Raw genomic sequence first — 14,898 nt, forward strand, 5'->3', positions numbered from 1 at the left:
AGGTCAATATCTTTCACAAACCAAGGAGATGATAAGCCAAGTGCAATTTGAATGAGTTCTTTATCTTCCATAGAATTGAATTGGAAGATGAAGATGTTAAATTACCCACTCGATGTTGAGGAGATCCATTATTTGAAATTTCTGATCTTTCGAGAACTCTATGAGATTTATCCAAAAAGCATGACCTATAATGAAATTGCAGAGATTATAGAAGTTGAAAAAAGCAAAGTAGCAAGCATGTTAAAGAGTTATCGATATTATGGTTATGTTGGGAGAAGAAAGGGACGTGAAGCTAAGACAAATAGACTGATGTACAAGTATAAGCTAAATATCCTTGGAATTCAAACATATATGAATCTAAGAGCTTTACACAATCAAGGTAGAGAACTTAATCTTCGTAAACTCCAAAGAGGAAAGCCATTACAGAAGATTGATTCCTACATAGGTGAGACACGACCAATTAGTGAATTAAAAGATTGAACATATATATTCAAACATATCCTTTTTGGAGTAATTATCCCATTCTTATCTTGCGCGGATTTTCTTTAACGTACCATCCTGTTTCTCATGTACATCTCTTGTGCTTATCGATTTCTGGATAAGGGATATCCTGGTATTAAAATATAGAAATATTATAAGGATGAGATGATAATCGAAATTTATTTGTTAATTTTGAAAAGCGTAATTTCTTTTATACTAATACAATTAAGGATTTTGTCTAGCAGACCTTTCTTCTCAACAGATTTATCGAGTAGATTTAGAAAAGTAACATCTATTTGGTCTTTTACTTTATAGTAATCGCCATTTTCAACATCAAATTTACATGCTGATATACAGCACTAAGAAGATGCAAGTTCAAAATCATATTTTAGTTGTTGTTTACGTCTTTTGGAAAGGTTTTGATTATCTATAAAAAAGGTATCAATCAAAGTTTGGAATGCTTCTTTAAGTTCCATTGAAATGTCTGATTCAGTTACAACTTTATGAAGTCGTTCCTTTGCTTCACTAAACGTTTCCATAATAGAATACCTGTTAAATATTAGTTTAAATGCTCGTTTAAACTTATAACAAACTCAGTTTCATATTCGTTTTCATCTACAAAACTGACAACTAATTGTGGATTCCCGTCTTTATTAATTTCTTTAAATGCTAAGTTGAATTGCTTTTTAGCATTTGGCAAGATGGTAAAATAACGTGCATATTCTTTACTTGTTATTGTGTAATATTTCGTTGGAAGTAGTAAACTATTATGAATGCCTACTTGAGATCCGTCATCATAAACTATGCCGTGTGTTTTGAATTTTAATTTAATACTCTCGGATTCATGATTTGTGATTACAAGTTTTACATTATTAATTCCATCTTCTTTAGTTATTTCTTCAACTTCTACACTATAATCGTCATTTTGACTTATGCATCCTGTAGCAAACAAAAAAAATAAAATTAACACAAAAATCAAAATAATTTTTTTCATAAGAGAGTAATGTCTTTTATAGTTATAATTGTTCCCAATGATTATGGAAGTTTATTAACTTCCAGAGGTATGTACAAAATAACGATTTGAAAGCATTCATATTAGAACCCCTCCACAATCTCCACACTAATCGTTCTCTCATCCACCAATATCATGGCTCTACCCCAAATCATCGTAAATAATCTTTCAAAGATTACATGAGGAATGTCTCGAATAAATTTGTTCGGTGATAAACTATGAATACCGAATCTAAATTTAGGACATTTCTTGAGAATGCAATTTGGGAAAAGACTTGGGAAGATGAAGAAGATGAGGAAGGAGAAATTCAATCCTATGAAGTGATGACATTTGAAGAAGCAGGGATGTTGTCTAATGATAATGGCTTAGTTGTTATCACACCTGATAGATCGACCTTTGTTGTGACAATCCAGCAGAAGATGTGATAGTATGGATGGTATTTTTGGTGAAGTTGTCTTTACTTACACATCAGAACAAGTTGTTGAAGATGGCATCCTTTTTGATATCCTACAAATCAATCCTGAATGGGAGAAAGGTATCATCAGGTACATTACAACTAACCTAATGTCTCAGGGCTACATGGATGATGATATTAATGTGCCTAATCTGTTAGACCTACTGAATCAGGCTAATGCGATTGTGCGGCAAGCATCCAATGGCTCCAAGGATAAGCCAGAATCGTTTTATTCAGGTGAGATTGAGTTGCCCAGTGGGAAGAAACAGCAGATATTCATATCATTAAACGAGCTTGGCAAGTACACAATTATGCTACCTGAAGATTATTGACAACAAAAATAGATATTATTTTTTTTGCTTTTTTATTCTATATATGTTATGTAATTTAATAAAAATATAATATTTTTGATTATTGATCGATCAGATAATGGGATGTTCACCACAGCTCTACGATTCACCCATAGGCCCCAGTAACAATTATGTAATAATTTAAAACGTTAATTTTAAATAATAGTAAGTAGGTAAACACTTTCTTAGTACCGTGTAAAACGATATACACACAATTGGATCAAAGGAGCAATAGAATTGTATTCAAAAATAATGATGATCGAACGCCATGTAACAAACTGCGAAAGCAGCTTGCTACTGTTTAAAGTAGGACCAGGGGATGAATAAAATGGTTCTGGAAGCAGGAGACACTGCATTTGTTCTGATATGCACCGCCATGGTCATGCTTATGACACCGGCAGTAGGGCTTTTCTACGGAGGTATGGTGAGAAACAAGAACATAATATCCATGATAGCCCTCTCTTTCATCTCACTGGCCATCGTTACCATCCAGTGGGTAACAATAGGCTACACCCTTTCCTTCGGCCATGATATCGGAGGATTGATCGGTGGGCTGGACTACATTGGCCTAAAGGGAGTGGGAATGGATGGAGATGGGATACCAGACATACTCTTCATGGCTTTCCAGCTTGTATTCGCAGCTATAGCACTGGCAATCCTGACCTCAGGTGTGGCAGAAAGGATAAAGCTCAGTTCATTTATCGTATTCGGACTCCTCTGGACAACCCTTGTATACGACCCCCTTGCTCACTGGGCATGGGGAGGCGGCTGGGCACATAGCATGGGAGCACTGGACTTCGCAGGAGGGACAGTGGTCCACATCAGTTCAGGATTTGGAGCACTGGCATTATCATTTGTCATAGGCAAGAGAATAGGATTCGGAAAGTATAGTATGGAACCTGAGAACATTACCACCACTTTGCTTGGTGGGGCATTGCTATGGTTCGGATGGTTCGCATTCAATGCAGGAAGTGCACTTGCAGCGGATGGTCTTGCAGCAAACGCTTTTGTGGTCACACTGATATCTGCTGCATCAGGAGCCCTCACATGGATGGGAGCTTCATGGATAAAAGGCAAGCCAAGTTCACTGGGAATGATCAGTGGTGCTATTGCAGGACTTGTTGCTATTACCCCGGCATGTGGATTTGTAGGACCTCTGGAGTCCATAATCATTGGAGGTTCAGCAGGGATATTATGTTACGGAACTTTACTTTTCCGTATACACAAGAAGTTTGATGAAAGTCTTGATGCATGGGCAATCCATGGCGTAGGAGGACTTTTCGGAGCACTTGCCACAGGTGTCTTTGCTGTCGCAGCCATTGGCGGGGTCGATGGCCTGATATACGGAAATGTAGGACAGTTCATCATACAGGGAATCGATGCATTCGTTGCGGTTGGTTATTCTTTCGTGATGACATATATACTTGCGAAGATAATTGACAAGACAATCGGTTTAAGAGTTACCGAAGAAGAGGAATATGTCGGACTGGATGTTGCCCAGCACGGTGAATCAATGGAGCTTTAAGGTGATTCCATGAAGAAAATAACAGCCATAATAAGACCGGAAAAACTGGAAACAGTAAAAGAGGACCTTGCTGAAAAAGGATTTAATGCAATGACTACCTTTGACGTTAAAGGCAGAGGTGAACAGAAAGGGATATGCCTCCAGTTCAGAGGTAAGCGGAACCTTATCGACATGATACCCAAGATACAGATCGATATCGTTGTAAAGAATGATGAAGTTGAAACGGTAATACAGACCATTAAACAGTCTGCACGTACCGGAAAGATCGGAGACGGCAAAATATTCGTATCGCCTGTGGAAATGGTAGTAGGAATAAGGGCAGAAGAATATATTACAGAATAAATCAGTAGGGAGGTTCCTTAAAATGGAACCTCTTTCTTCCTTTAAGAAATGGTATAAATAATTGATCGATCTCCAAAAATAGAATAGGTACTTTCAAGCCGTAACCGATCGGTATGAGAGAAAGATCATTGCAATCTTTTTCAGAAGCCGACATCTACCCGAAAAGGTTAAAAGCAATGTAAGTAATGGTACTCCAATCTCAGTACATTCCATTATTACTGATTCGTAATCAGTGTCTTAAAGTATAAGGTATGGTCAAGTGAATTCCAGCAACAACATTTCTAAGAGAACTTATTCAAAGCTGATTGTTTTTGATATGGACAGCACCCTCATAGATGCGGAAAGCATCGATGAGCTTGCGCGTGCTGCCGGCGTTGTGGACAAGGTATCCGTTGTAACTGAAAAAGCAATGAACGGAGAGATAGATTACAACCAAGCGCTTAAAGAAAGAGTTGCACTTTTAAAAGGATTGAAACTTGAAAAAGCAATGGAAACAATGAATTCCATGCCCCTCATGCCCGGAGCAGAAGAGCTCGTCAAACATGTAAAATCCCTGGGATTCAAGACCGCAATATTATCAGGTGGATTTACACTTTCCACTGACAGAATTGCAAAGTTACTTGATATGGATTATGTGTTCTCCAACATACTGGAGATCGAAGACGGGTATCTTACAGGCAGGGTTTCCGGACCAATGACAGAAAATCATTCAAAGGAAAAAGCTTTTGAACAGATAGCAAAGGAAAATGGTCTGAAACCTGAAAACTGTATTGTTGTTGGCGATGGTGCTAACGACATATGCATCTTTAAGATAGCAGGATGTGCAATTGCATTTAATCCAAAACCAATTCTGCGTCAATACGCAGATGCGGTCATTACCCAAAAACACCTCAGGGACATTATTCCAATAATAGATTCACTTGACTTGGAGTAAGCCCTGCGTATCGTGCATTAGAAATGCATGAAATGCCAGCTTTTTTGCTGGAGCGGGAGGATTCATAGAGCATGATGAAAGAACTGAACACAAAGAAGCAGGATTTAAAGTCTGCGTCCGAAGACTACAAAGAGAAACGTAATGCATTGAACGCAGAAGCAAGCACTCTAGCAGCGAAGCGCAATGATCTCAACAAAAGCACAAAAGAACTTATCAATGAAGCCCAGGAATACAAGAAGCTTCGTGATGAGAACAATGAGCAGGTAAAAGAGAACAAAGCAAAACGTGATGAGATCAATGCAAAGGCTAACGAAGTATTCGCAAAAGTCGATGCGCTGCGTGCTGCAAGTAATCTTACAGGTCCATCCATAAAGGATATCCGCAAGGAAATAGACCGTCTCGAATTCACACAGCAGACAGAAGTACTCACTCCTGCAAAGGAGAAGGATCTTGTCAGCAAAATAACAGAACTTCAGAAACAATATGTTGTCAAGAAGGACCAGCTCGAGAGCAATACCGAGCTTAAGAACCTGTTAGATGAAGCACAAGCGATCCGTGATGAGGCTTCCGAATTCCACAATGTCCTTTCAGAGTACGCACAGAAAGCTCAGGAGTATCATGACAAGATGATCTCCACATTCAAAGAAGCTGACAAGATGCGTGCAGAATCTGATGCTGCTCACAAGCAATTTGTCGAGTTCCAGGAGAAAGCTGACGAACAGCACAAACTGTTCATTTCAGCACAGAAAGAGATCCGGGACATCGATAAAGAAGTTCGCAAGATGCGCAAGGGAGAGACCGACGGAAAGAAGGTCGCATCAATGGAAGATGTCAGGAAAGATGCTGCAGAGCTATTTGAGAAGTTTAAATCTGGTGAGAAGCTCACCACAGAGAACCTCATGACACTGCAGAAGTCCGGCATGCTCTGATCAACAAAAGTAAATTTACTAATGAGGGCAAGCTTTGCCCTCAATTTTATTATTGACTGTTTTAACCTTATTATTACTACTTTACTGCAATCTGATCAGCAAGTAACTTGGGCCATCATCAATAGCAGATATTGGGTCATATGCAGATAGATATAGGCAAGTCCCCCACATACATCAATAAAATACTTGAGCCAGAATTGTTATCTAAAACTCGACAAAAAAATAAAAAAAATGTAGCCTTGAAAATATAAAAGATACAAGGTCAATCAAAATTATGCAATTTCCTAAACTCAGGGTCCCTCATCAAGCAGATACCCCCATCATAAGTAGAATCTTTGCGGATCTTTCGCCAGACATCAGCAAGTTTGTCCTGATCGATATTACCAAACGATAAAGGCAGACATGCACATGGGAAAATATCCCCCTCTGGAGTGATATGTAACCATTTTCTACCTGCAAAACAGCCCATCTTCTTAAGGACATGTGGAATAGGGAAAAGTTTTGGACCATCCATTCTTTCAGCTTTTTCTATGAAAGAATCGAATTTCCTGTGATCTTCTAAGCTCATCAGGCCATCCGAACGGTCCATCCATCTTCCAGTAGGGACTATCTCGAAGAACGAGATCTCATGTACACCCATCTCAGTTGCCAGAGTGTAGAAATCATCCAGTTCATCAATGTTGTTAGGAGAGATGACGACATAGATATTAACAAGCAATCCGGAATCCAGTGAATTCTTTATCCCTTCAATGGCAGAGTTAAAAACACCTGAACGGCCACGCATTGAATCGTGACCTGCTTCATTTGCACTGTCAAGACTGACGCTGATCATATCAAGACCGGCTTCCTTTAGGGACATTGCTTTCTCAAGCGTTAGCCCGACACCTGATGTGAACATACCCGTGAGCGCCCTTTCCCGGTCCACATATTCGATGAGCTCTTCGAGACCATCATAGGTCAGCGGTTCACCACCATCAAAGACAATGAAGGTTGAACCCAGGTCAAGAACCTGATCAATGACATTCTTTACGGTTTCAACAGGTAAAGTGGCTTTGTTCTTCGTATCAGGAAGAGCACAATGGAGACATTTATTGGGACATTCCTCCGTTATTGAAATGGTCACCTGCTCAGGAAGCATTTTCCCCCTTATATATCCCATCTGGCTTGACACAAGCCGATCAAAGGCTTTGCTTGGAATAGGAGGCATCCATGTGGAGAAGATAAGTTCATCCTCTTTTATAACAGCGGGCTTCTTACCATCGAATAGGTCCATCATATCGGAAGTGAGCGGTTTAATTGCCCTTGATGCAACTCCTGAGGTGTGCATTTTTACAAGACCATCATCTACTGTTGCATAGACCTTGAAGAACGGGTTCTTGTAGAAATAATACCTTTTATCAGAGGTCATAAGTTCATTTGCTCCTCAAAAGTGCCTTATAAGAAAGGAAGGAACGGGGATCTTTCTTCAACATGAAAAGGCCAAGTTGCATACACTTGTGTGTAGAATTACCTGAAAGGAAGGAAAAGTCCTCATCTTCAAATGTCTTCATTAACCTATCGATCTCTCGATCCTCCATCTTGCGAAGGGTTTCGAGACCGATACGGCCAAGAATGTATTCAGCCCTGTATTCAGTGTTCCACTTACTCCGATATTCAGAAAGGACCTTGGCCGAAACATCGTCTTTAGCAATGGCATCAGCGGCAACATCACCACACATCTGACCGGCATGCATACCATAGCCAATACCGGACTGGCCTGCAGCCCCGCCCACGAGCATAACACCATCAGTATGCATCTGTTTTGGTATTGTGACGATGGGATCTCCACCAACTGCCCTTTCATGGATCACAAGATCATCTATGCCTTTAATTTTCTTGAATTTCTCCACCCACCTATCAAAGAATGGAGTTACATCTTTTCCATTCCTTCTAACATAGACCCCGAGAGTAGCAAGGTCCTTGCCACATGGGGAATATGTTGATTTCCAGCCAGGGCAGTGATTGCCAACATAATATTCGAACATATCCGGCTCGCCTATACCATCGGCCTCTACGAACGCTTCCATTGCCCATGCGATATCGTTAGAATACTTCATAGGTTGAAGCCCGAGAAGACCTGCAAGCTTTGAGTTTATACCATCTGAGACGATGACCATCTTACAGGTAAGCACCCCATCGTTCGTACTGAGCGACATCCCATTGCTGTTCCTTAAGATGTTATGTACATCGACACCCATACGCATCTCAACACCGGAATCTTGGGTCTGTTTGGCATAGAACTCATCGAATTTGAGACGATCAAGGAAATAAGCAGGAGCTTCTATCGCAACCCTGCCACCAGATGGTGCTACCAAATATGCTCCATTCATATTCTTAAGAACATAGCTCTGGTCCACCGCTTCGCCTGCCCTGTCGAACATTCCTTTGAAGAAAGTATTCGCAGGGTGTGTGGGATGGCCGATAATCTCTTTTTTATCAAGAAGAAGAACCTTCACACCTTTTCTAGAAGCATTACGTGCAGCCATAAGTCCTGCAGGAGATGCACCGATCACAATAATATCAGCATCCATTTCTATTACCTCCGATCACCAAAGAATTCCCGCATAGGAAGAAACACCAATGGAAAGGATCACATCGAGTATGAGTGAACCAAACATCACACCCCTGTACCTGGAACCCTGAAGGAACAACCTACCTCCACGTTCAGGAAGAGGATTTTTCACAAAATCAAGTGCCTTTGATAGCATCCACATACCTGAAAGTATGGCACCTGTAAAGAAGACAGGACCAAGTTCTGCGGTGATACCAATGGCCATTGATGCGAGGATACCAATTACCCAGCATGCAAGAATGAATTTGGATGTCAGAGGTACCCCAAATGTCACCGGGAATGTGGGTGCACCTTTTGCACGGTCACCTTCAACATCCCTGCATACTCCAGAAAGGGTGAAGCCCCAATCAGCAACACACATCATTATAAAGAAGAATATTGCCGGCAATGGCAATATTACACCATCATTTCCCCTGAGTATGCCCGCAGGGTCGAAAGCAAGCCAGATGCCGACCGGAACAAGCCCATAAGCTATTCCCACGGGTATGAAGCTTAAAAAGGTCATCCGCTTTGCGAACATTGAATATATGCTGATGGTCGCTACTGCGATGACAAGTATGAACAGAGATTCGGGATTCAGATAGAATGCTGCCACTGCTGCTACGAAGAAAAGGATGAGTGAATACGTCAATCCATTTTTCTGGGATAGCGTTTCAGATGCCAACGGCCTGTCAGGCAGGTTTATCTTATCGATATCCACATCACAGCAATCATTATACACATAAGAACTTGTGATGGCAGCATATCCACCTATGACAGCAATTATGAATGGAATGAGCGGAGGTAGTGCAGATGTGGCAAGATAAGATGCCAGCAGTGCACTCGATGCCGGAAGGGCAAAGTCCATATCCGCAATCTCCGGCCTTAGCAGTTCTAAGTATGGGTTGCGTGTTTTTGATCCTGTTGTTGATACCAAATGAATCACCAATGATGAGATATTTAATTGTTGTTTTCAATGAACATCAATGAATCACTCTTTGACGTCCGCGATCTTTTCCAGCTTTTCAAATAGAGGATGTTCAAGCTCTTTTCCCTTTATGAAAGTAAACTCTGCATCGGGATTCAATTCGATGAGCCGGATAGTATTTTCAAGAGCCTTGCCTAACGATTCGAGATCGGTGTCGTTGATAACTTCCGCATTGAACGGATATACCTCGGAAAGTTCAGCAGGGAATGAACCGAATGGTGCTTTGAATATAAGGTCATTATCAGATTCAGGATAGGTCCTCATTGAGAACGGTCTGATCACAGCAGTGCCTTTTATGGTGAAGCGCTCAAGCCTTTTGGAGAATCTTAAGACTTCCGGCCTTTGTGCTGATTCTGGTCCACAGTAGAAGAACGTGGATTTAGATGCAGGGTCGTATTTTTCGATCCAGTCAGAATATGAGTACATCCGTTTCAATGCTTCGAGCATTCTTGGATGACTGCGGCATCTCAGTTCCACAAGTTCCAGCAGGTTGCCTTCTTTTATAGATTGCTTTATAAGGCGAATTTCCTCAAATGTCACATAGAGGTTGTGCCTTGCCAGAAGATCACTGCAATTGTCGGCTTTTTTAACCTCTTCTGCTGTGTGTGAGACACATATTGGGCAGGAACATGGAAGATAGCTCAGGTTATCAATATGATAGGTCCCTTTGGAAGTAATGTATCGCCTGTCCTTTGCATAGAGTGCATAAGCTGCAGAATCGAAAAGGTCGCATCCAAGTGCTACTGCCAGAGCGAACATCATTGGGTGACCGGCACCAAACAGATGAACGGGTACGGTGGGGTCAAGACCTTTTTTCGATGAGACGATGACGTCAACAAGTTCTGCATAGCGATAGGATTCCATCAGAGGAACGACTGCACCAATTGGATATACATCGAATTTGTGTTCACTAATGGTGCTGGCACATTTTTCACGCAGATCAGTATATGTAGAACCCTGAACAGGGCCTGCAAGAAGCATCTCGTCATTTACCATGCCGCGTGCTTCGATGAGACGTTTAATGGTAGTTTCCAGTTCTGATTCCGCACGTGATCGAGGTACATCCGGAGGAGTAGGTATGTCAAGAGGGACACCAACGTCTGATCCAATCGTTTTTTGAAACTCGATGATCTGTTCATTGGTTATCTCGATGTCCCCGTACACCGAAAGCTGGAAAGAGCCGGAATCGGTCATTATAGGTCCATCAAAATCAAGAAGTGAATGCAGACCGTCCTTAAGGGCTTTTTCCCGAAGCTCGTCCCTGCGTGATATGATGTAGGAGTTAGTTATTAACATCTGGGCACCGAAGTCCCTCATTTCGGAAGGTTTTATGACCTGAAGGTTCGGGTTTATTACAGGCATGACGGTGGGAGTTTCCACAGTTCCGTGTGGCGTTTTTAGTTTCCCAATGCGTCCTGCTGCATCTTTGTGGGTAATCTCGAATATCGATGACATTTGAGCATTAGATATTGGCTGATATTATATATTTGTATTTCATCACTTTTAAGATGAAATTTGCCAGTATACAATTTAAGCCCGTTATGTTCAATTTATTTCAATTTGAAATTATCCCGGATACTTTTTCAAATGCTTTTGCCACATCGGATTCTGATACATTCAGATCTTTGTTCTTGACTATACCCAGATCTGTTAGTATGATGTGACGGTCAATGTTTATGTTTGAAAGTTTAAGGGCCTTTTTAGTGCATTCCAGCGGGCACCCGTCTATTGCGATTATCCTGTCACAGCCTTCTGCAGATCTCACAAGACCAGATACTTTTCCGCCAATACCCACTGCACACATCATATTCCCAACTTCCCTGTCATTTAGCTCGATAACTATCTGATTGGAAAGCTGACCTACATTGGAAGCACCGGAGCAGGAGAATAGTCCGACATTGCCGGAGCAACATGTACATTTTATATCTTCAGCCATTATTATTACCACCTGTATTTACTGAGTGAGCCATTCCTTTACTTTATCTTCTGAAGGGATCTTGCCTGCGATCTTGACATCGCCATCGATGACCGGCCCAAGAGTGATCATTACTCCGTAGTCCAATATTTTGTTTATATCTTCGACTTTGGTTATTTCGGCATTAATGCCATTCTCATTCACTATTTTCTCAATAACCCCTTTTCAATATATCTACAAGTTCATCTGCATGGGGCATATTCTCTACTATTCGTTGGCACACCAGGTCCAGATCATACTCACATCTGATCATCTGTACTGACTGCGTTTGCGTATCAAATACAGCACAACTTGCACGCACATCCCCATCCCTTGGCTGGCCTACAGAACCCGGATTTATTATTGCCACATCACCCACATGCCTGATGAAAGGAATATGAGAATGACCAATTATAATAAGATCCGCATCCACACCTTCGATCATCTCAAGTACATCTGCTTCAGGAGTATCAGGCTTGATGTATTCATACATGGACCTTAGGCTTCCATGAGCAAAATGTATCTTTTTCTTTCCGAATCTCTTTTCAATATAGAGTGGTAGCCCCCTGAGATAATCCATATGATCGATGCTGAGCTGGCCCCACGTGTATTCCCTGGTAGCGATGGAGAGGTGCTTGTACTTGTACCCACATCCGCAATCAACCTTTGAAGCCACTGCATTGTCATGATTACCTTTGATCGTAGCTATGTTCTCATTTTTGAGGAGTTCGATGCATTCAGAAGGATCAGGGCCATAGTCCACAAGATCGCCCAGGCAGATCACTTCATCATGAGGAACGGAAAGTACGGCATCAAGAGCATCTTTATTTCCATGGATGTCCGATATTATCAAGAATTTCATTTTTGTCACCTCATTATTTGAACATATGCTTTGTCTTCAGACATATGCTTACAAGTCCGAGCATTACAGGAACCTCTATGAGCACCCCCACAACGGTCGCAAGTGCTGCACCCGAATTCATTCCAAAAAGCATTGCTGCGACTGCAATTGCAACTTCGAAATGGTTAGAGGCACCAATTAGTGCTGTTGGTGCTGCATTTTCATAAGTCATCCCAATCACTTTAGCAATGCCATATCCAAGGAAGAATATGAAGAATACCTGAAACAGAAGGGGAACTGCGATCATCGCTATCACAAGGGGCATCTCAATTATCACATCTCCCTGAAGTGAGAACAAGGCAATCAATGTGACCAGTAGTGCAGTAATAGAAATGTTATGCATTACAGGTGAGAAACTGTTCTCGAACCAGTCCTTTCCTTTGTTTGCCAGCAGATAATTTCGTGAGAAGTATCCGGCAAACAAAGGCACACCTACATACATGCTTACAGAAAGCAGAATTGTTTCCCAAGGAACCACGATATCATTTATGCCAAGCAAGAGTCTCGCAAGGGGTGCATATAGGAAGAGCATAGCCAGAGAATTAATTGCAACCATTACCAATGTATGACCCTGATTGCCCTTTGCAAGATATCCCCACACAAGCACCATTGCAGTGCATGGAGCGACTCCGAGCAATATCATTCCTGCTATGTATTGTGAGATCTGGAGCTCTGTGAGATAAGGAGAGAATACATTTGCCATGAACAGCCATGCAAAGAAGAGCATGGTAAAGGGTTTTACAGCCCAGTTGATGATCAATGTAGTAAGTACAGGTTTAGGGGTCTTTCCTGCTTTTACAACCTGTTTGAAATCGATCTGAACCATGATCGGATAGATCATGAAGAAAAGACAGATCGCAATAGGAATAGAAACCTCATATAACTGCATCGAATCCAATGTCCCGGCGATCTGTGGAAAGATCCTACCAAGAGCAATACCAATGACTATACATGCAAAGATCCATATAGTCAGGTATTTTTCGAAAAATCCCAGCTTTTTTTCATCAGCCATTATAATCTCCAACCTTTATCTATTTTTGAATACTATTGATACGATCATCCGATAACGTAACCAAATCCAAGTCCTGCAAGTGTAGCAATTACCACTACCAGTGTTATGTATGAAGCTCCTCTTTTTGCACCCAATATCCTGCTGATAACGATCATGTTCGGAAGACTGAGTGCTGGTCCTGCCAGAAGCATAGAGAGTGCCGGACCTTTACCCATGCCAAGAAGTGTAAGAGCACTGATAATCGGAACCTCGGTAAGTGTAGAGAAGTACATCAGGGCTCCTGAGACAGATGCTATCAGGTTTGATGAGACAGATTCACCACCAACAAACCGGGCAACATATTCAGAAGGAAGAACTTCCACAATTACCCCTGCAAAGAACACACCGATCAGAAGAAGAGGTGTGATCTGCTTTACAAGGAACCATGTCTCACCCATCCATGAAGAGAGTTCCTCACGAGTGAACCACTTGAAAGACAGATAGATAGTAACAGTTATCAGAGGAACAAGTATTGCTGCCATCATCGTCCATGTACTGAATATCTCCGGAACAACAAGGATTCCCAGAAGCAGGATGAACAACAAAGCACTATTCTTGTGTTTTTCTTCTCCGAAAGTGGTGATCTTATTTCTTTCCACCTTGCCCCTTTCAAACATCGATGCCATTGTAAGTCCGACAACGATGGATAACGAGACAGCAACAATTGCCCTTGCCAAACCCAGGTCATAGCCAAGGATCTTGGCAGTGTAAACTATTGCGAGTATGTTAATGGCTGGTGCAGAGAACAGGAATGTAGTTGCAGGGCCAATCCCCGCTCCTCTTTTGTAGATCCCTGCAAATAGTGGGAGTACGGTGCAACTGCACACAGCAAGGAGGCATCCTGATGCTGCAGCTATTGAGTACGATACATATTTTGGTGCATCTGCTCCGAAGAACTTCAATACTGACTCTTTAGAGAAAAGTGAAGCTATCGCACCTGCAAGGAAGAATGCAGGTATCAAGCATAGAAGCACATGCAATGCAAGGTAGTTCTGAACTGATTGAACACCTGCATTCATAAGAGATAGTAAATAATAAGGGGAGACATTTCAAATAATGTTGAAATGCTATATGAGCATATCTATCTCAACTATTATTGAATTGATTTTTATGATTCAAGATGATCTAATAGACATTAAAATGAAGTACTTCCATTCAAGATCAAAACTGCAAAATGTGATCATGAATCGAAACATATCAGAAAAACAAAGTCAAACTAGTGATTTAAAATCAGTTAAACAAAAGAAGATTAATAATAGTGAGCATAGCAGCGATGCAGATTTCCCGAAGACTCTCGTACTTCAGTACAGTAAGCAACGTGGGCAGACTTATCTTCTGTGTTCGGATGGGAACAGGAGTTGCCCTGCCACTGTGGCCGCCATACTCTT

The 14,898-nt window shown here is 41.5% G+C and carries 18 protein-coding genes and 1 rRNA gene; 7 read left to right on the forward strand and 12 right to left on the reverse strand.

Annotation, left to right across the window (positions count from 1 at the left end):
- The first annotated feature begins 51 nt into the window (after positions 1–51).
- Positions 52–480, forward strand: coding sequence for a hypothetical protein (locus KDK67_RS12010; RefSeq protein ID WP_250869033.1), 429 nt, complete (start codon positions 52–54; stop codon positions 478–480).
- A 359-nt stretch (positions 481–839) separates the two neighbouring features.
- Here KDK67_RS12010 and KDK67_RS12015 read toward each other — a convergent pair whose 3' ends face one another.
- Together KDK67_RS12015 and KDK67_RS12020 are read right to left on the reverse strand one after the other, a co-directional pair.
- Positions 840–1,019: a hypothetical protein gene (locus KDK67_RS12015; protein WP_250869034.1), complete on the reverse strand. Its 180-nt coding sequence runs from the start codon at positions 1,017–1,019 to the stop codon at positions 840–842.
- Positions 1,020–1,039: 20 nt separating this feature from the next.
- Positions 1,040–1,474 carry a hypothetical protein gene (locus KDK67_RS12020; RefSeq protein WP_250869035.1) on the reverse strand — a complete coding sequence of 145 codons (435 nt, stop codon included), beginning with the start codon at positions 1,472–1,474 and terminating at the stop codon, positions 1,040–1,042.
- 236 nt (positions 1,475–1,710) lie between these two features.
- Here KDK67_RS12020 and KDK67_RS12025 point away from each other — a divergent pair, with 236 nt between their 5' ends.
- From KDK67_RS12025 to KDK67_RS12050, 6 genes are all read left to right on the forward strand, one after another.
- Complete coding sequence (locus KDK67_RS12025; protein WP_250869036.1) at positions 1,711–1,917, forward strand: hypothetical protein; 207 nt, start codon at positions 1,711–1,713, stop codon at positions 1,915–1,917.
- A 4-nt stretch (positions 1,918–1,921) separates the two neighbouring features.
- The gene (locus KDK67_RS12030; RefSeq protein ID WP_250869037.1) at positions 1,922–2,278 is read left to right on the forward strand and encodes a hypothetical protein; all 357 of its coding nucleotides are present in this window, start codon (positions 1,922–1,924) and stop codon (positions 2,276–2,278) included.
- A gap of 346 nt (positions 2,279–2,624) precedes the next feature.
- On the forward strand, positions 2,625–3,821 hold the full coding sequence (locus tag KDK67_RS12035; protein ID WP_250869038.1) for an ammonium transporter: 1,197 nt from the start codon (positions 2,625–2,627) through the stop codon (positions 3,819–3,821).
- Positions 3,822–3,830: 9 nt separating this feature from the next.
- Entirely contained in the window at positions 3,831–4,163 is a 333-nt protein-coding gene (locus tag KDK67_RS12040; protein ID WP_250869039.1) for a P-II family nitrogen regulator, read from the forward strand.
- A 316-nt stretch (positions 4,164–4,479) separates the two neighbouring features.
- Complete coding sequence (serB, locus tag KDK67_RS12045; RefSeq protein WP_250869040.1) at positions 4,480–5,097, forward strand: phosphoserine phosphatase SerB; 618 nt, start codon at positions 4,480–4,482, stop codon at positions 5,095–5,097.
- 71 nt (positions 5,098–5,168) lie between these two features.
- Positions 5,169–6,026 (forward strand): coiled-coil protein, encoded by an 858-nt coding sequence (locus KDK67_RS12050; RefSeq protein ID WP_250869041.1) that lies wholly within the window; start codon positions 5,169–5,171, stop codon positions 6,024–6,026.
- 262 nt (positions 6,027–6,288) lie between these two features.
- On the opposite strand, the gene KDK67_RS12055 is transcribed toward KDK67_RS12050, so the two are convergent.
- From KDK67_RS12055 to rrf, 10 genes are all read right to left on the reverse strand, one after another.
- The gene (locus KDK67_RS12055) at positions 6,289–7,434 is read right to left on the reverse strand and encodes a radical SAM/SPASM domain-containing protein (RefSeq protein WP_250869042.1); all 1,146 of its coding nucleotides are present in this window, start codon (positions 7,432–7,434) and stop codon (positions 6,289–6,291) included.
- 4 nt (positions 7,435–7,438) lie between these two features.
- Complete coding sequence (locus KDK67_RS12060) at positions 7,439–8,596, reverse strand: NAD(P)/FAD-dependent oxidoreductase (protein ID WP_250869043.1); 1,158 nt, start codon at positions 8,594–8,596, stop codon at positions 7,439–7,441.
- A 15-nt stretch (positions 8,597–8,611) separates the two neighbouring features.
- Entirely contained in the window at positions 8,612–9,553 is a 942-nt protein-coding gene (locus tag KDK67_RS12065) for a UbiA prenyltransferase family protein (protein ID WP_250869044.1), read from the reverse strand.
- Between the two features lie 54 nt (positions 9,554–9,607).
- Positions 9,608–11,059, reverse strand: coding sequence for a tRNA guanosine(15) transglycosylase TgtA (gene tgtA / locus KDK67_RS12070; RefSeq protein WP_250869045.1), 1,452 nt, complete (start codon positions 11,057–11,059; stop codon positions 9,608–9,610).
- A gap of 100 nt (positions 11,060–11,159) precedes the next feature.
- Positions 11,160–11,540: a putative zinc-binding protein gene (locus tag KDK67_RS12075; protein WP_250869046.1), complete on the reverse strand. Its 381-nt coding sequence runs from the start codon at positions 11,538–11,540 to the stop codon at positions 11,160–11,162.
- An 18-nt stretch (positions 11,541–11,558) separates the two neighbouring features.
- Positions 11,559–11,723, reverse strand: a complete 165-nt coding sequence (locus KDK67_RS12080) for a thioredoxin family protein (RefSeq protein ID WP_338101266.1) — start codon at positions 11,721–11,723, stop codon at positions 11,559–11,561.
- Positions 11,724–11,730: 7 nt separating this feature from the next.
- The gene (locus tag KDK67_RS12085) at positions 11,731–12,420 is read right to left on the reverse strand and encodes a metallophosphoesterase family protein (RefSeq protein WP_250869047.1); all 690 of its coding nucleotides are present in this window, start codon (positions 12,418–12,420) and stop codon (positions 11,731–11,733) included.
- 13 nt (positions 12,421–12,433) lie between these two features.
- Complete coding sequence (gene arsB, locus KDK67_RS12090; RefSeq protein ID WP_276575152.1) at positions 12,434–13,471, reverse strand: ACR3 family arsenite efflux transporter; 1,038 nt, start codon at positions 13,469–13,471, stop codon at positions 12,434–12,436.
- Between the two features lie 44 nt (positions 13,472–13,515).
- A complete protein-coding gene (locus KDK67_RS12095) occupies positions 13,516–14,529 on the reverse strand; it encodes a permease (RefSeq protein ID WP_250869048.1) in 1,014 nt (337 codons plus the stop codon).
- A gap of 243 nt (positions 14,530–14,772) precedes the next feature.
- Positions 14,773–14,893 (reverse strand): 5S ribosomal RNA (gene rrf, locus KDK67_RS12100).
- Positions 14,894–14,898 lie beyond the last annotated feature (5 nt).

Source organism: Methanococcoides seepicolus, assembly GCF_023684405.1.
Lineage (GTDB): Archaea > Halobacteriota > Methanosarcinia > Methanosarcinales > Methanosarcinaceae > Methanococcoides > Methanococcoides seepicolus.

Bases quoted from the DNA above. Each gene is read 5' to 3' on its own strand.
- KDK67_RS12020 (WP_250869035.1), bottom strand. From the start codon at position 1,474: ATGAAAAAAATTATTTTGATTTTTGTGTTAATTTTATTTTTTTTGTTT.
- KDK67_RS12035 (WP_250869038.1), top strand. From the start codon at position 2,625: ATGGTTCTGGAAGCAGGAGACACTGCATTTGTTCTGATATGCACCGCC.
- KDK67_RS12075 (WP_250869046.1), bottom strand. From the start codon at position 11,540: ATGGCTGAAGATATAAAATGTACATGTTGCTCCGGCAATGTCGGACTA.
- arsB (WP_276575152.1), bottom strand. From the start codon at position 13,471: ATGGCTGATGAAAAAAAGCTGGGATTTTTCGAAAAATACCTGACTATA.
- KDK67_RS12095 (WP_250869048.1), bottom strand. From the start codon at position 14,529: ATGAATGCAGGTGTTCAATCAGTTCAGAACTACCTTGCATTGCATGTG.
- KDK67_RS12025 (WP_250869036.1), top strand. From the start codon at position 1,711: ATGAATACCGAATCTAAATTTAGGACATTTCTTGAGAATGCAATTTGG.
- KDK67_RS12010 (WP_250869033.1), top strand. From the start codon at position 52: ATGAGTTCTTTATCTTCCATAGAATTGAATTGGAAGATGAAGATGTTA.
- KDK67_RS12030 (WP_250869037.1), top strand. From the start codon at position 1,922: ATGGATGGTATTTTTGGTGAAGTTGTCTTTACTTACACATCAGAACAA.
- KDK67_RS12085 (WP_250869047.1), bottom strand. From the start codon at position 12,420: ATGAAATTCTTGATAATATCGGACATCCATGGAAATAAAGATGCTCTT.
- KDK67_RS12055 (WP_250869042.1), bottom strand. From the start codon at position 7,434: ATGACCTCTGATAAAAGGTATTATTTCTACAAGAACCCGTTCTTCAAG.
- KDK67_RS12040 (WP_250869039.1), top strand. From the start codon at position 3,831: ATGAAGAAAATAACAGCCATAATAAGACCGGAAAAACTGGAAACAGTA.
- KDK67_RS12015 (WP_250869034.1), bottom strand. From the start codon at position 1,019: ATGGAAACGTTTAGTGAAGCAAAGGAACGACTTCATAAAGTTGTAACT.
- KDK67_RS12050 (WP_250869041.1), top strand. From the start codon at position 5,169: ATGATGAAAGAACTGAACACAAAGAAGCAGGATTTAAAGTCTGCGTCC.
- tgtA (WP_250869045.1), bottom strand. From the start codon at position 11,059: ATGTCATCGATATTCGAGATTACCCACAAAGATGCAGCAGGACGCATT.
- KDK67_RS12060 (WP_250869043.1), bottom strand. From the start codon at position 8,596: ATGGATGCTGATATTATTGTGATCGGTGCATCTCCTGCAGGACTTATG.
- serB (WP_250869040.1), top strand. From the start codon at position 4,480: ATGGACAGCACCCTCATAGATGCGGAAAGCATCGATGAGCTTGCGCGT.